The 21,670-nt window shown below is 68.8% G+C and carries 22 protein-coding genes and 1 tRNA gene; 7 read left to right on the top strand and 16 right to left on the bottom strand.

Features of this window, described 5'->3' with window-relative positions; translation table 11 throughout:
• The first annotated feature begins 31 nt into the window (after positions 1-31).
• The gene (gene rpsT, locus ABD089_RS02775; protein ID WP_343884681.1) at positions 32-292 is read left to right on the top strand and encodes a 30S ribosomal protein S20; all 261 of its coding nucleotides are present in this window, start codon (positions 32-34) and stop codon (positions 290-292) included.
• Between the two features lie 112 nt (positions 293-404).
• On the opposite strand, the gene ABD089_RS02770 is transcribed toward rpsT, so the two are convergent.
• The 5 genes from ABD089_RS02770 to ABD089_RS02750 form a co-directional block, all read right to left on the bottom strand.
• Complete coding sequence (locus ABD089_RS02770) at positions 405-944, bottom strand: GNAT family N-acetyltransferase (RefSeq protein ID WP_343884680.1); 540 nt, start codon at positions 942-944, stop codon at positions 405-407.
• Positions 941-1,921, bottom strand: a complete 981-nt coding sequence (holA, locus tag ABD089_RS02765) for a DNA polymerase III subunit delta (RefSeq protein WP_343884679.1) — start codon at positions 1,919-1,921, stop codon at positions 941-943. Before holA ends, ABD089_RS02770 begins: the two co-directional genes overlap by 4 nt.
• Before the next feature lie 76 nt (positions 1,922-1,997).
• Positions 1,998-4,355, bottom strand: a complete 2,358-nt coding sequence (locus tag ABD089_RS02760; protein ID WP_343884678.1) for a ComEC/Rec2 family competence protein — start codon at positions 4,353-4,355, stop codon at positions 1,998-2,000.
• The gene (locus ABD089_RS02755; protein WP_343884677.1) at positions 4,342-5,247 is read right to left on the bottom strand and encodes a ComEA family DNA-binding protein; all 906 of its coding nucleotides are present in this window, start codon (positions 5,245-5,247) and stop codon (positions 4,342-4,344) included. The genes ABD089_RS02760 and ABD089_RS02755 overlap by 14 nt, the downstream gene beginning before the upstream one ends.
• Positions 5,244-6,230 (bottom strand): DUF4192 domain-containing protein, encoded by a 987-nt coding sequence (locus ABD089_RS02750; RefSeq protein ID WP_343884676.1) that lies wholly within the window; start codon positions 6,228-6,230, stop codon positions 5,244-5,246. Before ABD089_RS02750 ends, ABD089_RS02755 begins: the two co-directional genes overlap by 4 nt.
• Before the next feature lie 111 nt (positions 6,231-6,341).
• Here ABD089_RS02750 and ABD089_RS02745 point away from each other — a divergent pair, with 111 nt between their 5' ends.
• Complete coding sequence (locus ABD089_RS02745; RefSeq protein WP_343884675.1) at positions 6,342-7,148, top strand: hypothetical protein; 807 nt, start codon at positions 6,342-6,344, stop codon at positions 7,146-7,148.
• Between the two features lie 313 nt (positions 7,149-7,461).
• On the opposite strand, the gene ABD089_RS02740 is transcribed toward ABD089_RS02745, so the two are convergent.
• Positions 7,462-7,923, bottom strand: coding sequence for an RrF2 family transcriptional regulator (locus tag ABD089_RS02740; protein ID WP_343884674.1), 462 nt, complete (start codon positions 7,921-7,923; stop codon positions 7,462-7,464).
• A 163-nt stretch (positions 7,924-8,086) separates the two neighbouring features.
• On the opposite strand from ABD089_RS02740, the gene ABD089_RS02735 reads away from it, so the two are divergent.
• Positions 8,087-9,013, top strand: coding sequence for a sulfite exporter TauE/SafE family protein (locus ABD089_RS02735; protein ID WP_343884673.1), 927 nt, complete (start codon positions 8,087-8,089; stop codon positions 9,011-9,013).
• A gap of 90 nt (positions 9,014-9,103) precedes the next feature.
• Here ABD089_RS02735 and ABD089_RS02730 read toward each other — a convergent pair whose 3' ends face one another.
• Genes ABD089_RS02730 through ABD089_RS02720 form a run of 3 tightly spaced genes read right to left on the bottom strand, consistent with a single transcriptional unit; the run spans position 9,104 to position 12,053 of the window.
• Positions 9,104-10,009 (bottom strand): 3-methyladenine DNA glycosylase, encoded by a 906-nt coding sequence (locus ABD089_RS02730; RefSeq protein ID WP_343884672.1) that lies wholly within the window; start codon positions 10,007-10,009, stop codon positions 9,104-9,106.
• A 2-nt stretch (positions 10,010-10,011) separates the two neighbouring features.
• Complete coding sequence (locus tag ABD089_RS02725) at positions 10,012-11,718, bottom strand: NAD-dependent malic enzyme (RefSeq protein ID WP_343884671.1); 1,707 nt, start codon at positions 11,716-11,718, stop codon at positions 10,012-10,014.
• Positions 11,719-11,741: 23 nt separating this feature from the next.
• Positions 11,742-12,053 (bottom strand): hypothetical protein, encoded by a 312-nt coding sequence (locus ABD089_RS02720; RefSeq protein WP_343884670.1) that lies wholly within the window; start codon positions 12,051-12,053, stop codon positions 11,742-11,744.
• A gap of 147 nt (positions 12,054-12,200) precedes the next feature.
• Between ABD089_RS02720 and ABD089_RS02715 the strand changes: the two genes are divergently transcribed.
• On the top strand, positions 12,201-12,509 hold the full coding sequence (locus tag ABD089_RS02715) for a DUF2853 family protein (RefSeq protein ID WP_343884669.1): 309 nt from the start codon (positions 12,201-12,203) through the stop codon (positions 12,507-12,509).
• 76 nt (positions 12,510-12,585) lie between these two features.
• Here the strand turns inward: ABD089_RS02715 and ABD089_RS02710 are convergent, their stop codons facing one another.
• Both ABD089_RS02710 and ABD089_RS02705 read right to left on the bottom strand, forming a co-directional pair.
• Complete coding sequence (locus ABD089_RS02710; RefSeq protein ID WP_343884667.1) at positions 12,586-13,062, bottom strand: MarR family winged helix-turn-helix transcriptional regulator; 477 nt, start codon at positions 13,060-13,062, stop codon at positions 12,586-12,588.
• Between the two features lie 233 nt (positions 13,063-13,295).
• On the bottom strand, positions 13,296-15,053 hold the full coding sequence (locus ABD089_RS02705; protein WP_343884666.1) for an oleate hydratase: 1,758 nt from the start codon (positions 15,051-15,053) through the stop codon (positions 13,296-13,298).
• Positions 15,054-15,139: 86 nt separating this feature from the next.
• On the opposite strand from ABD089_RS02705, the gene ABD089_RS02700 reads away from it, so the two are divergent.
• On the top strand, positions 15,140-15,871 hold the full coding sequence (locus ABD089_RS02700) for a TetR/AcrR family transcriptional regulator (RefSeq protein ID WP_343884665.1): 732 nt from the start codon (positions 15,140-15,142) through the stop codon (positions 15,869-15,871).
• A 209-nt stretch (positions 15,872-16,080) separates the two neighbouring features.
• Here the strand turns inward: ABD089_RS02700 and ABD089_RS02695 are convergent.
• The 5 genes from ABD089_RS02695 to ABD089_RS02675 form a co-directional block, all read right to left on the bottom strand.
• Positions 16,081-16,153: transfer RNA gene (locus tag ABD089_RS02695), tRNA-Ala, on the bottom strand.
• 88 nt (positions 16,154-16,241) lie between these two features.
• Entirely contained in the window at positions 16,242-16,682 is a 441-nt protein-coding gene (gene rsfS / locus ABD089_RS02690; protein ID WP_343884664.1) for a ribosome silencing factor, read from the bottom strand.
• On the bottom strand, positions 16,679-17,422 hold the full coding sequence (gene nadD / locus ABD089_RS02685) for a nicotinate-nucleotide adenylyltransferase (RefSeq protein ID WP_343884662.1): 744 nt from the start codon (positions 17,420-17,422) through the stop codon (positions 16,679-16,681). Before nadD ends, rsfS begins: the two co-directional genes overlap by 4 nt.
• A complete protein-coding gene (locus ABD089_RS02680) occupies positions 17,422-17,544 on the bottom strand; it encodes a hypothetical protein (protein WP_343884661.1) in 123 nt (40 codons plus the stop codon). The genes nadD and ABD089_RS02680 overlap by 1 nt, the downstream gene beginning before the upstream one ends.
• Before the next feature lie 24 nt (positions 17,545-17,568).
• Entirely contained in the window at positions 17,569-18,813 is a 1,245-nt protein-coding gene (locus tag ABD089_RS02675; protein WP_343884660.1) for a glutamate-5-semialdehyde dehydrogenase, read from the bottom strand.
• 83 nt (positions 18,814-18,896) lie between these two features.
• Between ABD089_RS02675 and bluB the strand changes: the two genes are divergently transcribed.
• Both bluB and ABD089_RS02665 read left to right on the top strand, forming a co-directional pair.
• Positions 18,897-20,654, top strand: coding sequence for a 5,6-dimethylbenzimidazole synthase (gene bluB / locus ABD089_RS02670; RefSeq protein ID WP_343884659.1), 1,758 nt, complete (start codon positions 18,897-18,899; stop codon positions 20,652-20,654).
• A 41-nt stretch (positions 20,655-20,695) separates the two neighbouring features.
• A complete protein-coding gene (locus tag ABD089_RS02665; RefSeq protein ID WP_343884658.1) occupies positions 20,696-21,652 on the top strand; it encodes an L-lactate dehydrogenase in 957 nt (318 codons plus the stop codon).
• Positions 21,653-21,670 lie beyond the last annotated feature (18 nt).

Genomic DNA, 21,670 nt, shown 5'->3' with positions numbered 1-21,670 from the left:
TCTGATCCAGTCCAGTCCTAAGGATTTTCACGTGGCGAATATCAAGTCCCAGATGAAGCGCATCAAGACCAACGAGAAGGCGCGCCAGCGGAACAAGGCCGTCAAGTCGGGTCTGCGCACCGCCGTGCGCCGCTTCGAGGACGCCGTTGCCGCGGGCGACAGCACCAAGGTTTCCGAGCTGTCGCAGGCCGCCAACCGCATGCTCGACAAGGCCGTCTCCAAGGGCGTCATCCACAAGAACCAGGCCGCCAACCGCAAGTCCTCGATCTCCAAGAAGGCTGCGGCTCTCTGAACCATTCCCCTAGGGGTAACAACGACTTTTTCGACCTCAGGGGCGTGAGCTCCGGTCGGTCACACAGCCAGCGACTCGTCCCGACTGGGGGCCGGGCCGCTGGCTTTTGTCGTCAGGTGTGTCGCTGACAGGTGTGGGACAGCGCCAGTTCCCAGGTGACCAATGTCCCCTCGTGCTCGTCGATGCGCTCACCGATCGGCTTGAAGCCCGCCTTGCGCAGAACAGCCTGGGATGCGGCATTGCCGGTGCGCGTCTCGGCCGTGATGGTGCGCACGCCCTGCTTGCGAAGCTCATCCACCAGCACCCGGGTTGCGGCGGTGGCCGCCCCTCTGCCCTGGTGCGAAGGGTTCACGGCGTAACCGATCTCGACGGCGCCGTCCTGGTCGGCTGGCCCCTTGGTCCCGATCACCCCCACCGCCTCTCGGGCAGCCGCGTCGATGATCGTCCAGGTGCCATCCACCGGCATCCCGCGCGGGATACCGGCCAGGTAGAAGGGGAACAGAACCAGCAGGTCGCCTGGGTACTCGGCGCCGAAGTGCACCGGCCCGACGCCGTCCACGTCGATCGTGAAGTCGTCCTCGGCGAGCCGCCGCGCCACCGCGTCCGTGGTGAGCGGCGCGAGCACCAGGCCCGCTGCGACCAGACGTGTCACCGGCGCCCGGCCAGATGGGCCCGGTCCACCGCCAGCAGGAGTTGTTCGAGAGCGAACTCGGGGTCGCTGGCGGCGCCCTTGACCTGCGCATCGGCCTTCGCCACCGCCTGCAGGGCCTGCGAGACGGCGTCTGGTGACCAGCTGCGCGACTGGCGCGAGAGGTCTTTGACCTTCCACGGTGGGCAACCGATCTCCCGGGCCATCTCCCCCTCCGACATCCGGGCAGAGCGGACGTCGAAGTAGCGCCCCAGGCTGCGCAGGCTGCCTGCCAGCGCACTGGTGACCAGCACTGGTGCGACGCCGGTGTCCAGAGCCCACCGCAGCTTCTGCAGTGCGGGCCCGCGGTTGCCGGCCATGATGTCCTCGCAGACCGCAAAGCTGGTCACCTCGGCGCGACCGCCGAAGTAGCGCCCAACCACCTGGACGGTGATGGGCTGGCCGTCGTTGTCGCTCGCGAGCTGGGACAGCGCCCCCGCCAAGGTGCGCATGTCGCTACCGAGGGCATCGACGAGTGCCTCGGCGGCGGGCCGGTCGATCTGCACCTTGAGCCGGCGGGCCTCGTCAGTGACGAAGTCTGGCAGCTTCCAGGTCTTGGGGGCGATGGCCTCCACGACGGGGATCTTTGCCTTCTTGAGCTTGTCGAGCAGGCCCTTGCCCTTCTGGCCGCCGCCATGCACCAGCGTCAGGCAGAGATCCTCCGGCGGCGCAGAGGCGGTGGCGAGCACGATGCCGAAGAGGTCCTGGGAGAGGTTGGCCAGGTCGTCCACGACGACGACGTTGGACGAGCTGAACAGCGACCCACCGGTCAGTTCGGCGAAACGGTGCCCCTCCAGCTGGCCGGAGTCGACGCGCGAGAGCTCGGCGTCGGGACGCTCCCGGCGGGCGGAATGCACCCTGGCTGCGACGGCCCGTTCCGCCAACAGGCCCTCGGGGCCGAGCACCAGCGCGCAGGTTCCGAAGACGGGTTGTGCAGCCATGCGCCCAAGCATGCCAGCTGCCACCGACGCTTTCCGCCGCGTCCCCAGCCGGGCAGTCTCGCTCAGTCAGGCCCGGTCATGGGGCAGCCTTCTCGGTGCGCACCTCGAGCCGGTCTCCCGAGCGCCACATCGTGACCGTCCCCTCAAGATCGGTTCGTGCCACCGCCATCCCGCACCTGGACGCCAACCGCAGCGCCGCGGCCGCAGGGTGCCCGTAGTCATTGCGCAAACCCGCGCTGGCAACGGCCAGGCTCGCGCCCGAGTCGCACCAGAAGCGTTCGTCCTGCCGGGACGAGCCGTGGTGGGGCATCTTGAGCACCGACAGGCCGGGTGACCACCCTCGTGCCACGACAGCCTGCTGGGCGGTGGGCTCGGCGTCGCCCGGGATCACGACGCCGACGCCCTGCACCCGCGCCACGGCAATGATGGAGGTGTCGTTCTCTGCCGATGACTCACCCTCCCCGCTGCCGGCAAGCACCTGGCCCGCCGCCACCCCCGCCACCTCGAGGTGCACCTGTCCGACCTCCCAGCGCTGCCCGACGGACGCCACGTCGACGGGGATGCCACGAGCGCTTGCTGCCGCGCGCACCCGGTCAGCAGCAAAACCCGGGGAGGCGACGGGGTTCACCAGCAGTCGTCCAACATGCACGGCGCCGAGCACTGAGTCCAGCCCGGAGACATGGTCGTCGTGGAAATGGGTCAGCACCAGCAAGGGCAGGGACGTGACCCCGAGCGCGCGCAAGCACCGGACCACGCCCTCGCCGTCCGGTCCCGTGTCGACGAGCACGCCGTGGCCCGGGGCCGCCCGCAGCAGCGTTGCGTCGCCCTGGCCCACGTCGCAGAAGGCCACCTGCCATGGTCCGGGGAAGCCCGCCGGACGCGGCTGGTGCCAGCAGCCCCACACCAACGCCACGGCCAACCCCAGACAGGCCCAGCGCCGCGAGAGCAGCCCGGGCACCCATCCCTGCACCAGCAGACAAACGACCGTGAGCAGGGTGAGCGCCACCGGGCTCGTCGGCCACCGCCAAGCCGCCGCCGGGAGCGCCGCCCCGACCTGGGCGATCCAGATGACCGGTTGCACGCACCAACCACCGATGAAGCCGACGGCGGCGGCTGGCCAAGGGTGGACCAGGCCGAGCAGCGCAGCCACCAGCCCCAGCACGGTCGCCGGACCCACCATCGGCGCCGCCAGCGCGTTGGCTGCCAACCCGACGACGCTGAGCTGCCCGCTGATGGCGGTGACCACCGGTTGGGTTGCGAACTGGGCCGCCAGCGGGACGGCGATGCTCTCGGCCAGCCAGTGGGGTGCCCAGCCCATGGCGCGGGTCCAGTCACCGGCCCACCACAGGATGCCCACGGTGGCCAGTGTCGACAGCGCGAAGCCGAGCGAGCGCGCCAGCCAGGGGTCGACCAGCACCAGGACGGCGACGGCCACGCAGGCGTGCCGCAGGCCGCGGGCCCTCCCCCCGGCCACGCCGAGACCGGCCAGAGCGACCAGACCCATTGCGGCGGCGCGCACGACGGATGGCTCAGCCCGGCAGATCACGACGAATGCGACGACCCCGCCGATGGACATCCCGCGCACCCACCAACCCCGCAGGCCGACCCAGCGAGCTGATGCGAGCAGGAAGACCAGGGTGAGGGACAGGTTGGATCCGCTGACGGCCGTGAGGTGGGTGAGGCCGGTGGTCTTGAAGTCGGCCACCAGGTCGGCGTCGAGTCCGGAGGTGTCGCCCACCACCAGGGAAGGCAGCAGCGCTGCTTGGTTCGCAGGGTTGTGGCTTGCCGCGCGGCGCAAGCCAGCGCGAAAGCGGTTGACCTGCCGGGCTCCCCAGCCGGGCGCGCGGATCTGCTGTGGTGATGCGGTCACGGTGACCAGCGCCACTTCACGGGCACCCGGGTCGGCTGCCCGCAACCGTCCGTCCAGCTGGACGCGGGAGCCGACGGCGAGGTGCGCCAGCGCCTCGCCGCGCTCCCCGGAGGCCCTGAGCACCACCGGAACCCGTTGCCGCACCCGATTGCCGCGCGCGTCCCCGTGGACGGTCGTGGCAGGCACCAGCACCGACTCGGGGATCGGTCCGCGTCGTGGGATCCGCCGCGGATCACTGGTGATGTCGACGACCAACTGGCCGACGGCCCCCTGTTCGGCGAGTCGGTGAATGGGCGAGTGCGCCAACTGTTCCTGACGCAGCAGGGACACGCCCGATGCCAGCAGCAAGGCCCCCACCATCGCCACCACCTGCCAGCGTCGCCCTCGGAGCAAGCAGGCACCGACCACAGCCGCGGCCAGGATCACCAACGCCGCGGCCCAGGTGGGCGCCAGACCCCACCAGGCTCCGGCCCAGGCGGCGATGGCCACCGGGACGAGGCGGAGGTCCAAGGGCTCGGCCTCCTGCGCAACAGGTGCGGGGCGTCCGTCCTCAGACCCTGACATGGTCGGCCAACTGGGCATAGGTCTTGGGCCCGATGCCGTCCACCTCCTGCAACTCCTCCACCCGGCTGAACTTCTGGTGTTCATCGCGCCAGTCGAGGATCCGCTGTGCGGTGACCGGTCCCACTCCCGGCAGCCCATCCAATTGCTCCGAGGTAGCGGTGTTCAGGTTGACCTTCACTTCCGCGGCCGAAGCAGCGTTCGTTCCGCTGCCGGGCTCCGATCCGGACTGCCCCGGGACGGCAGCTACCTCGCCCGGGTGCCGGACCTCGCCCCGCGGTTCCTGCTTGGTGCCGATCACCACCTGGTCACCGTCTAGGAGCGGAGCCGCCAGGTTAAGCTCGCCCGGCGCCGCCTTCGACGTGAACCCACCGGCGGTGGCTATCGCGTCGGCGACCCGAGCGCCCGCCACCAACCGGACCACGCCCGGACGCCGCACGGCTCCCAGAACGTGGACCCGCAATGGCGCCTGGCTCGCGGTCGCCGAGGGAACCGGGGTGGAACCCATGGAGGCCGACGCCGACGCTGCGGTGGCCGCCGGGCCGGTGCTGCCTGGGTCCAGCGGGACGGCACTCAGCGGCACGCTGCGGCTGCCAGCGCGCAGGACGAAGACCCCGACCAGCAGGCAGACGAGCAGCGCCACCACGCCGAGCGCCCGCGCGTGCTGGCGCCCGAAGGTGACGGCCCGACCAAGCTGCGGCGACCGATCAGCCAGCGACGGCCTTGGTTCGTCCTCGACCTCGTCCGGCTGCAACTCGTCCAGCAACCACTGCTCGGCCAGCCAGTCATCCTCCTCCGCGCCGGCATACCTCGGGCCGCGGTGGGTGGCCGGTCTGCCAGCTCGCAGGTACTCCATCCGGGCCCGGTTGTAGTCGTCGGCGCGGGCGCTGCTCACCGCTCCCACCCGAGGCGGTCTGACACATTGAGTGGGCCGGGCAGGCCGAAGACCATCGCTGCGCGGCTCTCCTCCCAGACCTGGGGCGACAGGGCCTGACGGTTCACGTCCGAGAGCAGGTGCGCGAGCGAGCAGGTGGGGTCGAGGTCCAGCGCACGTTCGATGGCTGCGACCATCACCGCCCCCTGACCGGACACCCAGCTGGCGCAGCCGAGCAGCAACACCGGAACCAACGCCCACTCGGAGGGCGTGACTGCCACGATCCTCGACCAGAGCGACAGGTGTCCTTCTGCATGGGCACGGTCCATCGCCAGCCAGACGGCGTCACGGACGTCGACGTCCTGCACCATCACCACCAGGGCCGCCACCTGGTCCAGCGGCAGGTCCCCCGGCCGCTCCATCAGCTGACGTGCCAACCCCACCGCGTCGGCCGGACGCACATGACGCCCGTCCCAGGCCCGCTCGACCGCGTCGAACACCGCCGGGTCGACGGCGTCGGGGCCCAGGACGGCCCGCACGGCGTCGTCGCGGCTGCCGGCGACGCCGAGCCCGGCCAGCACCGCCTCGGCCGCCGCCCTGCCGTGCGCCAGCTCCTCGGTGCGACCGGCGCCCCACCCGTCCCGGGACCACCAGCGGTCAGAGGTGACCACCACCGAGTCCAGCAGGTGCTCGGCGCCAACCCACACTTCCGCCAATCCCAGCGCGTACTCGGCCAGCTCGGCGTCGTCTGTCCACGCCATCAGGGCGACCTTCGGGTCCCGTACCTGCTCGAAGGGCGGCATGAAGGCCTCGTAGGCATCGACGACGTCGTCGAAGGCGGCCAGCGGCATCGCCGCGGTGACGGCCAGCCGGCGCCCCGAGAGAACCACGGCCACCAGCCTTTCCTCGGGTTGGTAGCCGAGCAGGTAGGGCGCGATCGCGAGGAAGTCCTCGGTGTCGTGCAGGGTGAGGCGGGCCTGGGCGGATTCGGTCGTCGTCGTCATACCTCTACCAATAGGAATTCGCCTCGGGCTCCCACCACCAGCGCACATGGGCTGTGGACAATTCCTCCATCGCCCTGTGGGCTGTGGACAACCGGGCGTTACGCTGGCGCAATGAGCACCCCGCAGTCCGGCAACCAGAACACCTGGCCCCCGCAGGGCTCGGGGCAGCCCCCACAGCAACCCCAACAGCAACAGCCGCAACCACTCCCACCCGGCCAGCAGCCCTACGGCACCTACTCGGCGCCCTACCAGTCACGTCCGACCGGCCAGGACCCGCAGGGTGCCTACCAGCAGTCGACGTGGACCCCGCAGCCGCAGCAGCCCTTCACTCCCCCGAGCCAGCCGCACAACCCCGGCACCCCCTTCCAGGCCACCGAGCACCGCTCGGTCAGCATCGACGACTTCAAGCAGCCCAACAGCCGTCGTCCGCTGTGGCTGGGCCTGCTGGTGCTGCTCGCGGTGGGTGCGATCCTGGCGGCCATGTTCAAGTTCGGGGGCTCTTCACCCAGCGCCCCGGAGACCCCGACGCCCACTCCGACGGCCCGGGCCAGCACGTCGGCTGCCAGCGCGCCCACGAGCGTCGCTGCGACCCGCTCGGTCCCGTTCACCAACTCCACCGACCGGTCCAGTGGCACCTTCGAGATCCTCAACTACCGCTGGAGCGGCAATGTGCTCACCCTCAGCGTCCGGGTGACCCTCGACCAGGGGAACCAGCGTCTGGGCTTCTTCGCGCTCGACAACACCACGACCACCGACTACGACCCGGACGAGGTGCCGGATTCGTTGCAGGGACGACAGATCAGCGCTGGGGAGACGGTGACCGGCACCGTCCAGTTCACCAAGGACCCGGGCACCACGACCATCTTCTTCACCGATTCCGGTGGCCGTCAGGTGGCTGCGCTCAAGGTGACGGGCTGAGGTTCCGCAGCGCGAAAACGTCGTCCATGACCGCCAACAGCCGCGCCCGCGGGTCCCGCCACCGATCTACACCCTGGATTGTGAAGAACCGGTCCATGGCGCGGCTCGCAGTGTCTGCATGGGAGCAATTGACGACTATCTGATCCCGCATCTTCGACCGCTCCACCCGTCCGTCGCTGAGGCTCACAACCAGCACTGCTCGCAGTCGCTGTCGATGTCGATGAGCCAGGGCTCCTCGGTGGGTTGGTACGTGCCGTACGGAGAGGGTTGCTCCACGCCTCCCCGTACCGGACCAAACCGCAACGAGAGGGCCTCAGCGATTCTCCCAAGCGTCGGGGGCCTTGAGGGCCTCCTCGACGGCGGCAGGGAAGTCACCGCGCAGCACGTCGGCCAGGCTCGTCCCGTCGAGGACGGAGCGCACGCTCGACCGGACCGCAACCCAGACCGTCCGCAGGTGGGTGGCGGCGCCGTCGTAGGTCATGGCCTGGGGGCGTTCCCCCCGCACCTCGGCGAGCGGCCCGTCGACGGCACGGATCACGGCACCGATGGAGATCTGCGTCGCCGGCCGGGCGAGGAGATAGCCACCGCCGGCACCCATCCTGCTCACGACGAGCTCGGCCCGTCGCAGGTCGGCGAGGATCGCCTCGAGGAACTTGCGCGGCAACTCCTGCTCGTCGGCGAGCCGGACGACCGAGACCGGGGTTCCTCCGTCGGCGGCTGCGGCCAAGGTGAGCATGGCGCGCACCGCGTAATCGGATCGGGCCGAGATGTCCATGCCCTCAGTATGGCGGGCTGGGATCGCCGGTGGTGACCACGTCCTGAGACATCACGTGTCGCTGCTTGACCAACAGCAGGGGGTTCCCTGAAACTCCTACTTGTTACGTGGGACATATGGACCACGGAGCGCCGCACACTCCTCACGGAAAAGAGTCCTTGGTATGCGCAAGTTAGTCCTCCTGGCCATCGTCGGCCTGCTCGCCCAGCTCGTCGACGGATCGCTCGGCATGGCGTACGGCGTCACGACGACCACGCTGCTGCTCGCGATCGGGACCAACCCCGTCGCCGCCTCGGCCACCGTCCACCTCGCGGAGATCGGCACGACCCTCGTCTCCGGTGCCTCGCACTGGCGCTTCGGCAACGTCGACTGGACGGTCGTGCTCAAGATCGGCCTCCCCGGGGCAGTCGGCGCCTTCGCCGGCGCCACCTTCCTCGCCAGCCTCGACACCTCGACGGCCAAGCCGTTCATGTCGGGCATCCTGCTCGCGCTGGGGCTCTACGTCCTGCTGCGTTTCACCTTCAAGGGGCTGCGCAAGGACCGCATCGGCACCCCGCTGCGCAAGCGTTTCCTCGCTCCCCTGGGACTTTTCGGCGGCTTCGTCGACGCGACCGGTGGCGGCGGTTGGGGGCCTGTCGGCACCCCGGCGATCCTCGCCAGCGGCCGGCTGGAGCCGCGCAAGGTCATCGGCTCGATCGACGCCAGCGAGTTCCTCATCTCGGTCGCCGCGAGCATCGGCTTCCTCGCCGCCCTCGGCTCTCAGGGCATCAACTTCTCCTGGGTCGCGATGCTCTTCATCGGCGGGGCGATCGCCGCACCGATCGCTGCCTGGCTCGTGCGCGCGATCCCTCCACGGATCCTCGGCTCGCTGGTCGGTGGCCTCATCGTCCTGACCAACTCCAGGACGATCATGGGCAAGGACGGCCTCGCCTTGGACGACGCCGCGAAGTGGGTCGTCTACGGCCTCGTGTGGGCCGGATGGATCGCCGCTGTCGCCTACAGCGTGCGGGCGTTTCGGGCCGAGGTGGCCGCCGAGACGCCCGCGCCCAGCGGCAGCGACGAGCGCGAGCTCGTCGGCCAACCCGCCTGAGTGACGGGAGTAGTCCTTCCTGTCCACGATTCCCAGATCATCTCGCCTCCCAGCACCAGGTGCTGGTTGCAGCGTGCCCAGGAACCGGGGTCAGGCCCCGCCCCGTCCACGATCGCTTCCGAGCGAGTCGAGTACGTCCAGGAGCTGTTGCCGGATCACTGCCCCACGCTCTGCAAACCCACGCTGTTGCCTCACGTACTCAGCCCGTCCACCCGGAGTCTCGACCTCAACTGGCCCGTAGCCCCAATCGGCCAGGTCATAAGGACTGGCGCGCATGTCCAGCTCTCGAATGTCACGGGCCAGCATGAAAGCGTCAAGCACCAGCTCTGAGCTGTACACGGGAACCAGCTTGCAGGCAATCTTGCCGTAGAGGTCCATGTTCGCGTGCAGACACCCCGGCTGGTCCAGCTCGGGCTGTGACTCGCGCGTCGGCGCCGACAGGTTCAGCGGCACCGCGTCGTCGGTGAAGAAGCGGAAGGCGTCGAAGTGCGAGCAGCGCAGCCCGACCGACTCCACCGCCGATGCCACCTCCTCCGGTGACAGTCGCAGGCCCAGGTAGGGGTGGCGAGTCTGGTCGGGCCGCAGGTGGTAGACCATCGCCCACTCGTGCATCCCAAAACAGCCCAGCTGGGCCGGGCGGCTGGCGGTGCCACGCAGCAGCTTCCGCGTCCATTCCAGGGTGCCAGCGCGACGCGCGATGAAACCCTCGACGTCGACCTGGCTGTGGGCTGCCTCGTGCACGTAGAACTTCACGCCCGCGAACGCGCCATCCGGGTCGTCCAGCACGACGCCCACCCCGGGATGCCACGCCTCCAGCTGCCCCGGACGCAGGTTGTAGTACTCGAACAGGAAGTCCTCGACCGGGTGCTTCTCGCCCCGGCTCCGGCGTCGCTGAACCGACGCCAGCAACCCGTGGGCCCGGGAACGGTGCTGCTCACGCGCAGCCTGCCACACCTGTGACGGGAGTACCGGCCGAGCAAAGGCCTCGTCAGTCACTCTCAGACGACCTCGACGTTGGGGTAGTCGGGCTCCCACATCGCCTCGTGCACCTGTTGGACGAGGTTGTCGAGCTCGGCGCGGGCCAGTCCCTCGTCCTTGGCCGTCTGAGCGACCGCCATCGCCACCCGCGCGGAGACCGAGCGCAGCTTGTCCATGCTGGGCAGCAGGGAAGCGCCAGGAGCACGGTCCGTCACGACGGAGGCCACGGCCTCGGCGGACGCGGCGATCATGGCATCGCTAACCCGGGAGGCCCGTGCCACGGCCACACCCAGGCCCAGTCCGGGGAACACCAGGGCATTGTTGGCCTGGGCGATGTGGTGCGTCACCCCGTCGTACTCGACGGGCTCGAACGGCGAGCCGGTGGCGATCAGGGCCCTGCCCCGGGTCCAACGAAGCAGGTCGGCCGGGGTCGCCTCCGACAGGGAGGTCGGGTTCGACAGCGGCATGATGATCGGACGCTCGCAGTGCGCGTGCATCTCTCGCACGATGGCCTCGGAGAAGGCACCGGGCTGCGCCGAGGTACCGATCATGATCGTCGGCTGCACATTGCGCACCACGTCCGCCAGTTCGTACCGGCCCGGATGGTCGAGCGTCCACCCTTCCAGCTCGTCGGATCTGCGCGCGAAGGGCTTCTGGAAGTCGCGGAGTCTCGAGCCCTCCCGCAGCAGGCCGCCCGAGCCGAGCCCCCAGAAGTGCCTCAGCGCCTCCTCGCGGCTCATGCCCTCGGAGACCATCTCCTCCACCAGCAGGTTCGCGATGCCGGCACCTGCGGTGCCTGCGCCGTGGACGACGAGCCGATGGTCCGACAGCTTCGTCCGGCTCCGCTTGACCGCGCTCAGCACGGCGGCGACGACGACGGCTGCCGTGCCCTGGATGTCGTCGTTGAAGGTACAGATCTGTTCGCGGTACTTCTCGAGGATGCGGTGGGCGTTGTTGGCGCCGAAGTCCTCCCAATGGATCATCGCGTTCGGGTAGAGGGCGGTCACCGACTGCACGAAGCGGTCCACGAACTCGTCGTAACGCGCATCTCGAACCCGCGAATGGCGAACCCCGAGATAGGACTCGTCGTTGAGTAGGTCGAGGTTGTCGGTGCCCACGTCCAACACCACCGGGAGCGCACGGTTGGGGTGGATGCCGGCCGCGGCCGTGTACACCGACAGCTTGCCGATGGTGATGGCGACGCCTCCAACGCCCTGGTCACCGATGCCGAGAATGCCCTCCGAGTCGGTGACGACCACCAGGTCGACGTCCTCGCAGCCGTGGCCGTAGCTCTTCAGACCGGGGTTGATGCCATCCGGGTCGTCGATGTTGAGGTAGATGCCGCGCGGCCGGTGGTACCAGTGGCTGTAGGTCTCGATCGCGGCGCCGATGGTCGGCGTGTAGACGATCGGCAGCATCTCCTCGATGTGCTCGGTCAGCAGGCGGTAGAACAGCGTCTCGTTCCGCTCCTGCATGGTGTTCATGTAGACGTACTTGCTCAAGTCGTCCGGCTGGGATGAGAACTGCGCGTACACCCGCTTGAGCTGCTTGGCCATCGTCATGACATTCGGCGGCAGCAGGGCGTTGATCCCCAGCGCGATGCGCTGCTCGCGGGTGAAGGCGGTGCCCAGGTTCGTCAGCGGGTTCGTCAGCACCTCCCGACCACGGGCCTTGATGCGCAGTGTGTAGCCATCGGGGCCGTGTACGTACTCGAAACTCTGGGGCATGCCCGTCAGCCTAGGGCGCTCGATCAGTTGCGACGCCCGGGGTTCGGCGGGACGATGTCGCTGTTGGGGTCTGGTTCCTCCTGCTGGATGCGGTCCTCGATCGTTTCAGAGGTGGTCAGGTCATCGGTGACGATCTCCTCGTCCAGTGGGACGACGCCATCGAGGCGAGCATCGGAGCGCTTCGAGTCGTCCAGTTGGACGGCCAGGTCGACTCCGTCGTCCAGCGCGTCCTGTGTGCTCTGGGACTGCTCCCAGTCGCTTCTGATCTCGGCCTCCTCCAGCACGTCACTCGACGGGTCCATGGGCTCCAGGTCATCGTTCAACTGATCGGTCATGACCTCCACTGTGGCCAAGCCATCGCCGAGGCCACCAGAACTTTCGCAGGTGGCGGAAGGATTTTCTTCCTCCCCTCGCCCAAAGGGGTACATGCTTGGTTCAGGCCCCGAGCCAACCCGGGCCGGCAAGCGAACAGGAGCCCATCGATGGACCATCTTGCAGACATCAAGAAGTACGCCTCGACAGTCGACGACACCGTCGTCGCGAACATGGAGAAGACCTACCGACTCGTGCTCAGTCGCCCCGACAGCGCGACGGTCTCGGAAGGTGACACCGGCGAGCTCAAGGCCGTGCGCGAGAACTTCGTGAAGAAGAAGCTGGGTGTCTCCGAGAGTGACGAAGCGATCGACAAGGCCATCATGGACGTCGTGAAGAAAATCCCGGGCCGAAACTCGCGACTCACCGTCTACTACCTGCTCGCCGAGCACTACGGCAAGCTGGACATGTTCCGCTGATCCCGTCGATCCCGATTGTGGGCGAAGGCCCCCGCGAGGGGGCCTTCGTCGTTCCCGGGCACGACTTGGCTGCCGATCAGTTCGAGAAACGCCCCGCATATGAGTCCAGGGCCGAGTCCAACAGTTCCAGTACCCGGACGGCTGCCGCGAGGTCGGTATCGCTGATCGTGGTGAGCGCCAAGACCTCCACGCCGTGCAAGCCCGAGGTCAGGCGAGCCACCACCTGCGTGCCCTCGGCCGTCAGCAGTACCCGCGCGCGCCGTCGATCGTCCGGGTCACGCTCGGAGACGACCAGTCCGGCCCGCGACAGCCGTTCGACCAGGTAGGTCACCGCCCCGCTGGACAGCTCCAGGAATTTGGCCAGGTCGCCGGGTGTCAGGTGGGCCGCCCCCTCATCCTCAGCGGTCTTCAGCTGCATGAGCGCACGCAGGTCCGACAACACCAAGCCGTTGGCCCCTGCGAACCGGCTGATCGCGCGCAGGTTCCGGGCGCTGGCCGCGTTCAGACGGTCATGCAGCTGGGATTCGAGGTGTCTTCTGTCGCTGGTAGCCATGATTCGTCCACTCTATGGAGATGTCGACAAAGGGCCTCGACATGGGGCCCTGGTTACTCCATCTGCGTAATGGGTGGAGCACATCAGCGCGTGTTCCGTCTCGACGGCGACCGGCTGGACCATGACATGGGGATGGCGGGCGGCGGGCAGCCCGTGCAGGTGCACCGACCTCCGCCGGGCACCCCCGAGCGCGCCTCGGGGCCGGGGCGCGCCCGCGAGGGGCGGGCGAAGGCTCAGATCAGGCCGTGCTCCTCGAGGAGGTGGCCGATTTCCCCGTGCTCGAGCCTGCCGCGCAGGTAGCCGCGCAGCGCGGCCGGGCCGGGCATCTCCACCTTCTTGCCGTCGCGCATGCGCGACGAGGCCTCGAGCAGGTCGCGCACATCGTACGTGGAGCCCCAGGTCTCCGGCACGCCGCGCTCCACGTCGAGGAGTTCGTAGACGGCCTCCATGCCGGTGCGCACCGAGTACTCGGTCGTGAAGATCGTGTCGCGGCCGGTCTCCGCGAACTGCCCGAGGAACGCGAAGTTCGCCGCTCCCTCCGGCACGACCTGCGGCCGGTCACCCGCGCGGCGGGGCATGAAGAAGCTCGTCACGTAGGGCATCATGACCGGCACGCACCGGGCGCCGGTCGCCGCGAGCTCTGGGATCTCCTCGACGGGCACGCCCAGGTGGTAGAGCCACTCCTGGGTGATCTCCTCGCCGGTGCACTGCGCCAGGGGCTTCTTCACGTAGTCGCCGTCGACGTCGACGAACAGTCCGTAGACCCAGACGACGATCTGATCCTTCGGCTGCTTCTTGAAATGCGGCTGGCGATTGACCGTCCAACTCAGCAGCCAGGAGGAGTCCTCGGCGGTGACGATGCCGCCGGTGACCACGCGGCCACTGAACGGATCGCGCTCGGCGATGCGCTCGATGTAGGCCGGGATGCGCTCATCGAGCGTCGTGACGGTGGCCGACTCCCACTTCGTCTCCTCGATCGTCGAGCAGAAGACCTCCGGGCGCCCGAACGCCGGGTCCTTCTTCGCGATGCGCTTCCACAGGTCCCAGGCCGGGGCCGGGCCCTCGTTGAGCACTGCGGGCGTGTGATGGTCGCCGTCATCGGAGTTGTCCACGAGCGAGCCGATCGTCATCAGCGCGAGGTCGTGCTCACCGAGCTCGATGGTCTCCTCGGCGCCGTCGCGGCGGCAGCGGATCGCGGTGGCGCGGATCTCGCCGTTGCGGTGGGCGAAGTCCACATCGAGGACCTCGGTGCCGGAGCGGAAGACGACGCCGTGCTCGGTGAGGTAGTGCATGAGTGGCAGGACGAAGGACTCGTACTGGTTGTACTTCGTGAACTTCAGCGCCGTGAAGTCGGGCAGCCCGCCGATGTGGTGGATGAAGCGGTGGAGGTAGAGCTTGAACTCGAGCGCGGAGTGCCACTCCTCGAAGGCGAACATCGTCCGCCAGTACATCCAGAACGGCGAGTCGAGGAACTCGCGGCCCATCACCTCGTCGATGCGCTTGCCCTCCATCTCGGAGCGCTCGGCGAGGAAGATCTTCAACAGGTCCTTCTGCGCCCGCTTCGGCAGGTCGAAGCGGCCCTCGTGGCCGGCGTCCTCGCCCCGGCGCACGGTGGCGCGGCGCAGCGAGTAGTTGGGGTCGTCCTTGTTGAGCCAGTAGAACTCGTCGAGCACGGAGGCGTCCTCGAGCTCGAGGGAGGGGATGGAGCGCATCATGTCCCACAGGCACTCCATGTGGTTCTCCAGCTCCCGGCCGCCGCGGATGACGAAGCCCTTCTCCGGGACGTCGAGGCCGTCGAGCGCACCGCCGGCGATCTCGCCCTTCTCGAGGATCGTGACGTTGGCGCCGGGGACCCCGGCGTCGCGGATGAGGAAGACGGCCGCCGCGAGCCCGGCCAGCCCGCTGCCGACGATGTAGGCCTTCGTCTCCTGCGCGTGCTGTGCGGGGCGGGGACGCGCGAACGCCTCGTAGTTACCTGCCGTGTGCTGCATGGTTCATCCTTCCCGACGCGTGCCGGATGCCGGTCATCCGGCTCATCACCGAGTCTACTCAGGATTGAGTCTTCTACAATGGGGGGATGGGTACCCGGGATGACACGATGCTGGTGCGATCGGCGACACCGGGCAGGCGCGAGCGGGCGAAGGCGGAGAAGCGCGCCCGCATTCTCGCTGCGGCGCGCGCGCTGTTCGAGGAGCGCGGGTTCGAGCGCACCTCGATGAGCGAGGTCGCGCGCGCAGCGGATGTGGCTGAGGGGACTGTCTTCCTGTACGCCGCGACGAAGGCGGAGCTGCTCATGATGGTCGTCGATGCACTGTGGGGAGCTCACGAGCACGCGACGACCACCGCTGCGCGCTCCGCGTTCGCCGCGCCCAGCGGGGCCGGCACCGCGCCGGTGGGCGGGGAGACCGCGGCCCAGATCGCGACGATCATCTCGCCGCTCGTCACCGCGATGCGGCGCTGGCCGGAGCCCGCGACGTGGGTCGCCCGCGAGATCCTCTTCGGTGCGGACATGCCGCACCGCCGCCACGTCCTCGACCGCGTCGCCAACCTCGAAGAGCAGATCGCCGCGCGCCTGCGGGATGGCCGAGCCGACGCTTCAGGTGCGCTCGGAGCGGCGCGGGACGGTGCGACAGGCACCGCCGGCGATGCACCCGGTGCGGTTGCGGAAGCTGGCGCCCGGCTCATCGTCGCAGGGGCGCTGGCCGAGCTCAACCGCTCCCGGCAGAAGCGAATCAGCGGGGAGAACATTGACGAGGCGCTGCGCCGCCTTGTCGACCTCGTGGTGGCGGGAGCGAGCGCGGCCCGTTGACCCGAAAGCCGCCCTCGATGCGTGGCTTGCCGGACAGGGGCGGCCTGTCTGGCCATTCCACAGACGTGGGCACAGAACCTGGGCGCTTCAGGCGAGCAAGCGACCCAGAGTCCTCGCCCACACCAGCATCGATGCCCCGGCCGAAGTCACCGCAGAAACAAAACTGCCCCGCCATCAGGCGGGGCCAGTCTCGATTTTGCCATCTTGTGTGGAGCTAAGGGGATTCGAACCCCTGGCCTCTTCCATGCCATGGAAGCGCGCTACCAACTGCGCCATAGCCCCTTGTGAAACTGTCTTTGCGGAGAACTTCTCTCCCCTTGGGACTCGAAGAACACTACACCGTGTTCGCGGGTGGTGCCAAATCGAGACCTCAGAGGGTCCGCTGCTGCGGGGGAACCATGCCCTGACCCTCGCGCAGAGGTGTCTCCGACTCGTCCTGGTCAGGCTCAGGTTCGACGACCTTGAGGTCGATCTGGGGGCAGTCCTTCCAGAGACGTTCGAGCGAGTAGAGCTCTCGCTCCTCGGAGTGCTGGACGTGCACGACGACGTCCAGGTAGTCGAGCAGCACCCAGCGGTTCTCCCGGTCGCCCTCGCGGCGGACGGGCTTGAGACCGTGGGCCAACAAGGCCTCCTCGACGCCGTCGACGACGGCACCGACCTGACGCTCGTTGGAGGCGGAAGCGACCAAGAAGATGTCGGTGATCGCGAGCGCCTGCGAGACGTCGAAGGCGACCAGGTTCGATGCCTTCTTGTCGGAAGCTGCCTGCGCGGCGAGACGAGCGGTGGAGATGGCGATTTCGGTGGCGCTCACGTGGTGGGACCTTCGTTCGGATAGGCGGCCAAGGCGGCCAGTTCGTCGGGCGTGGCAGAGGAGTCGACGTGCGCCAGTAGCGGCTCGGAGCGGCCCCGGACGGAGCCGTACAGGCCCCGCTTGGCGATGTACTGGACGATGCCGTCGGGCACCAGGTACCAGATGGGCATGCCCTCGCGGATGCGATCGCGGCAGGCGGTGGACGAGATGGCCATGGCCGGCACCTCGAGCAGGGTGACCTTGTCAGCCGGGAGGTGGGTGATGTCGTTTTCCCCCAGCGGGACGCCGGGCCGACTGACACCGATGAAGTGCGCGAGGTCGAACAACTCGTCCGCACCGTGCCAGGTGAGAATCTTCGCCAGCGCGTCCGCACCGGTGATGAAGAAGAGGTCGACGCTGTCGCCACGCAAGCGACGCAGGTCCTTGAGGGTGTCCACGGTGTAGGTGTTGCCCTCACGGTCGATGTCGACGCGGGAGACGGAGAAGCGCGGGTTGGAGGCCGTCGCGACGACCGTCATCAGGTAGCGGTCCTCCGCCTCGGAGACGTCGCGTCCGGCCTTCTGCCACGGCACGCCGGTGGGCACGAAGACGACCTCGTCCAGCCCGAAGCGAGCCGCGACCTCGCTGGCGGCCACGAGGTGGCCGTGATGGATGGGGTCGAAGGTGCCACCCATCACGCCCAGGCGCCAGCGGCGACCATCCGCCTCGGCGGCCGCCGCGAGCGCCGTGGGTTCTGCCATCAGCTGTGCGGGCGGTTGTGGCCAACCTGGCGGACGAACGACAGCGCCCCCAGCAGCAGCAGGAGCATGACGAGACCGGCGACCCAGGTTGGGATCTCGGATTCGAGAAGCATCATGGACATGGCGGCAGCCTAGCGAAGTTCTGTTCAGGCGCGCGTCTGTCCCTCACCGATGAGCACGTACTTCGTGGCCGTCATCTCCGGCAGCGCCATCGGGCCACGGGCATGCAGCTTCTGGGTGGAGATGCCGATCTCCGCACCGAAGCCGAACTCACCGCCATCGACGAAGCGGGATGAGGCGTTCACCAGCACCGCCGCCGCGTCGACCTCCACCGTGAACCGGTTGGCAGCGCGGGTGTCGTTGGTGATGATCGTCTCCGAGTGGCCGGAGCTGTGCTCACGAATGTGCTCGATCGCCTGGTCGATGTCGTCGACGACGCGCACGGCCAGGTCCAGTGAGAGGTATTCGGCGTCGTACTCGGTCTCGGTCGCGGGGATGACGGCCTCGGAGAAAGCGCACACAGCCTCATCGCCGTGCACGGTCACCCCCGCGCCAGCCAGCGCGTCCAGTGCCTTGGGGACGAACTCGTCCGCGATCTCCTGGTCGACCAGCAGGGTTTCGAGTGCATTGCACACGCTCGGGCGTTGCGTCTTGGCGTTCAGCATGATCTCGATCGCCATCTGCTGATCGGCGGACCTCTCGACGAAGAGGTGGCAGTTTCCGGTGCCGGTCTCGATCACCGGCACGGTGGAGTTCTGGACGACATGGTTGATCAGCCCGGCGCCTCCGCGGGGGACGAGCAGGTCAACCAGTCCGCGGGCGGTCATCATCTCGGTGGTGACCTCGCGACCGCCCTCAACCAGGCAGACCGCGTTGGCGTCGACGCCGACCGATTCGAGCCCGGCGCGCAGCGCGGCGATGGTGGCCCGGTTCGAGTTCAGTGCGGACGACGAGCCGCGAAGCAGCGCCGCATTGCCGGACTTGAGACAGATGCCTGCGGCGTCGGCGGTGACATTGGGGCGGGCTTCGTAGATGATCCCGATCACGCCGAAGGGCACCCGAACCTGGCTGATCCGCACGCCTGCGGGGGTGGTGAAACCGCGCACGATGTCGCCGACCGGGTCGGGCAGCGCGGCCAGCTCCCGCAGCCCGGCGACCATGCCTGCCACCCGGGACTCGTCCAGCCGCAGGCGGTCGACCAGCGAGGCCTCCGTCCCTGCCGCGGTCGCGGTGGCGACGTCCACCGCATTGGCCGCCAGGACGTCGGAGGTGGCAGCAGACAGGGCATCGGCCATCGCGTGCAGGGCGGCATCCTTGCGGCCACGGTTCAAGGTGACGAGCTGGCGGGCAGCGGTGCTGGCCAGGTGGGCCTGGTCGGTGAAGGTCGACATGCGCCCAAGAGTAGGTGGACGAGGGGCCTGCGCGGCACTGCGTTCACGGTTCAGCCCGGCCGCCAGGCCATAGGCTGCCAGGCATGGAATCCGCGCCCGTCTGGCCCCGACCCACTCCCATGATCGGTGACGCCAGCAGCGCCCGGCAGCGCAGCGAGGACCCGCGTGGCTGGCAGATGGACCAGACGACCCGCGCCGCCCTGCGCCGGGTGATCGAGGCGCGGCGCGACATCCGCCGGTTCCGGCCCGACCCGGTGCCCGAGGGGGTGCTGCGGCAGGTGATCGAGGCCGGGCACGCCGGGCCCAGCGTCGGGCACTCCCAGCCCTGGCGCTTCCTGGTGGTCAGGGACCCCGCGCTGCGGGACGCGGCCGCGGCGATGGCCGACCGGCAACGCCTTCGGCAGGCGGCCATGATGACCTCCGAGCGCGGCCAGCACCTCTTGGACCTCAAGCTCGAGGGATTGCGCGAGGCACCTGTGGGCCTGGTCGTCGCCTGCGATCGTCGCACCCCGGCCACCGGAGTGCTGGGTCGGGCCACCTTCGTCGATGCGGACCTGTGGAGTTGCGCGGCGGCCATCGAGAACATGTGGCTGACTGCCCGCGCCGAAGGCCTGGGCATGGGCTGGGTGACGCTCTTCGAACCGGACGAACTGGCCGGGTTGCTCGGCCTGCCCGAGGGCGTTGAGACCCTGGGATGGTTGTGCATCGGGTGGCCCGACGAACTCCCTCCCTCCCCCGGGCTGGAACGGCTGGCCTGGTCGAAGAAGCTCCCGCTGGACGACCTGATCCTGCACGACAGGTGGCCATCCGATGAACCCACCAGCCCGCCGAATGCGCTGTCGCGAGAGCAACCAGACGTCGTCGCCCCGGCGCCACCCCGGGTGGTGGCGGCGACCGACCAGGCCGACCAGCTGCTCAGCCCTACCGGTTCCCTGGGAGTGCTCGACCGGGCGTTGAACCGGGTTGAGGCCATCCACGGCGGACGGGTGAGCGGCGGCACCTTGGTGCTGGTCGGCGCCGACCATCCCGTCGTCGCCCATGGCATCAGTGCCTTCGCGCCGTCGGTCACCCATGACGTGCTGGCCGCCAGCGTCGCCGGCAGCGGAATGGGTGTGGTGACGGCGCAGGGCGCTGGCCTGTCGAGCATCGTGGTGGACGCTGGCGTTGCGCGCCCCGTCGAGGGCGCACGCCAGGCTCGTCCCAGCGGCCCACGGGGTGATCTCGTCTCGTCTGACGGCTTGATGCACGAAGACGCGCAATCACTTCTCCAGCAGGGCATCCAGATCGGCACTGAGGTTGCTTCGGCCGGCCTGGTGGTGTTGGGAGAGGTGGGGATCGGGAACACCACCGTGGCGGCGGCGCTCGCGTCCGCCCTGCTGGGGTTCGGTGCGCAGGAGGTCGTCGGGCAGGGAGCCGGGTCCGACTCCGACATGGTCGCGCGCAAGGTCGAGGTGGTACAGGCCGCAGTTGATCGCTGGCGGGTGCTCCCTGACGCCGCCGAGCCCATCAGCCTGCTGGCTGCCTTGGGCGGTGGGGAGTTCGCCGTGCTCACCGGAGTCGTGCTGGGTGCCGCGCAGGCAGGTGCGGCGATCGTCCTGGACGGCTTGGCGGCCTCCGTTCCCGCCTTGCTGGCGTGCCGCCTGCAACCTTCGGTGCAGGGTTACCTCGTGGCCGGACAGGCCAGCCGGGAGATGGGTCACCAGCAGGTGCTCCAGGCGCTCGGGCTCGAGCCCCTGCTCCACCTGCGGCTGCGCTGCGGAGAGGGTGTGGGCGCCTGCCTGGCAGCGTCCATGTTGCTCCAGGGGGAACGGATGAGGGCACTGACCGCACGCACCTGTTGACCCTGCCGCACCGCCTGCGCCCAGGAACTACTGTTGAGGGCATGGCCAGATCACACCGTCACTCCTCGAAGGTCTCCATCATCGGCGCGGGGGCCGTGGGCACCTCGCTTGCCTACGCCTGCTTGATCCGCGGCTCAGCCAACGTGATCAGCATCTACGACATCGCATCCCAGAAGGTGCAGGCCGAGGTCAAGGACCTCTCCCACGGTACCCAGTTCACCCATTCCGTCGTCATGGGGGGCGACGACATCTCCGTCGTCAAGGACTCCTCGGTGGTGGTCATCACCGCTGGCGCCCGCCAGCAGCCGGGCCAGACCCGCCTCGACCTCGCCGCGACCAACACGAAGATCCTCGAGAAGTTGATGCCGCAGCTCGTCGAACAGGCACCCAATGCCCTCTACGTGCTCGTCACCAACCCCTGTGACGTGCTCACCGTGGTTGCCCAGAAGGTCTCCGGGCTGCCCACCGCGCAGGTCTTTTCCACCGGCACCATGCTGGACACCTCACGCCTTCGCTGGCTGATCGCCAACAAGGTCAAGGTCTCGCAGTCGAACGTCCACGCGACGATCGTCGGCGAGCACGGTGACTCCGAGTTCCCGGTCTGGTCGAGCGCGCACATCTCGTCGGTCCCGATCCGTGACTGGGTCTACGCCGGACGACGTCCCTTCAGCGACCAGGTGCTCGCCGACCTCGCCCACGAGGCGGCCCACGCCGCCTACGAGGTGATCGAGGGCAAGGGCGCCACCAACTACGCGATCGGCCTGGCTGGCGCACGTCTCGTGGAGGCACTGCTCTCCCCCACCCGCACCGTGCTGCCGTTGTCGAGCGTGGTGGACGGCTACTACGGCCTGCACGACGTCGCGCTCAGCCTGCCCACCCTGGTCAGCTCCGCGGGCATCGAGCGGGTGCTGGAGGTTCCGATGGACGCCTCCGAGGTGTCGTCCCTGCTGTCGTCGGCCGACCAGCTGCGCGGCACCCTGTCGACCCTGGGCTACTGAGCCGAAACGTCAGCGGGC

The sequence above is a fragment of the Luteococcus sanguinis genome (assembly GCF_039527675.1).
Taxonomy (GTDB): Bacteria; Actinomycetota; Actinomycetes; order Propionibacteriales; family Propionibacteriaceae; genus Luteococcus; species Luteococcus sanguinis.
This window is presented reverse-complemented; position numbering and strand designations above follow the sequence as displayed.

Coding starts and splice junctions, on each gene's coding strand:
- ABD089_RS02700 (WP_343884665.1), top strand. CDS start 15,140: ATGGGTACCCGGGATGACACGATGCTGGTGCGATCGGCGACACCGGGC.
- ABD089_RS02675 (WP_343884660.1), bottom strand. CDS start 18,813: ATGTCGACCTTCACCGACCAGGCCCACCTGGCCAGCACCGCTGCCCGC.
- ABD089_RS02710 (WP_343884667.1), bottom strand. CDS start 13,062: ATGGCTACCAGCGACAGAAGACACCTCGAATCCCAGCTGCATGACCGT.
- ABD089_RS02720 (WP_343884670.1), bottom strand. CDS start 12,053: ATGACCGATCAGTTGAACGATGACCTGGAGCCCATGGACCCGTCGAGT.
- ABD089_RS02705 (WP_343884666.1), bottom strand. CDS start 15,053: ATGCAGCACACGGCAGGTAACTACGAGGCGTTCGCGCGTCCCCGCCCC.
- nadD (WP_343884662.1), bottom strand. CDS start 17,422: ATGGCAGAACCCACGGCGCTCGCGGCGGCCGCCGAGGCGGATGGTCGC.
- ABD089_RS02735 (WP_343884673.1), top strand. CDS start 8,087: ATGCGCAAGTTAGTCCTCCTGGCCATCGTCGGCCTGCTCGCCCAGCTC.
- ABD089_RS02760 (WP_343884678.1), bottom strand. CDS start 4,355: ATGTCAGGGTCTGAGGACGGACGCCCCGCACCTGTTGCGCAGGAGGCC.
- bluB (WP_343884659.1), top strand. CDS start 18,897: ATGGAATCCGCGCCCGTCTGGCCCCGACCCACTCCCATGATCGGTGAC.
- ABD089_RS02715 (WP_343884669.1), top strand. CDS start 12,201: ATGGACCATCTTGCAGACATCAAGAAGTACGCCTCGACAGTCGACGAC.
- holA (WP_343884679.1), bottom strand. CDS start 1,921: ATGGCTGCACAACCCGTCTTCGGAACCTGCGCGCTGGTGCTCGGCCCC.
- ABD089_RS02725 (WP_343884671.1), bottom strand. CDS start 11,718: ATGCCCCAGAGTTTCGAGTACGTACACGGCCCCGATGGCTACACACTG.
- ABD089_RS02750 (WP_343884676.1), bottom strand. CDS start 6,230: ATGACGACGACGACCGAATCCGCCCAGGCCCGCCTCACCCTGCACGAC.
- ABD089_RS02665 (WP_343884658.1), top strand. CDS start 20,696: ATGGCCAGATCACACCGTCACTCCTCGAAGGTCTCCATCATCGGCGCG.
- ABD089_RS02745 (WP_343884675.1), top strand. CDS start 6,342: ATGAGCACCCCGCAGTCCGGCAACCAGAACACCTGGCCCCCGCAGGGC.
- ABD089_RS02740 (WP_343884674.1), bottom strand. CDS start 7,923: ATGGACATCTCGGCCCGATCCGATTACGCGGTGCGCGCCATGCTCACC.
- ABD089_RS02680 (WP_343884661.1), bottom strand. CDS start 17,544: ATGTCCATGATGCTTCTCGAATCCGAGATCCCAACCTGGGTCGCCGGT.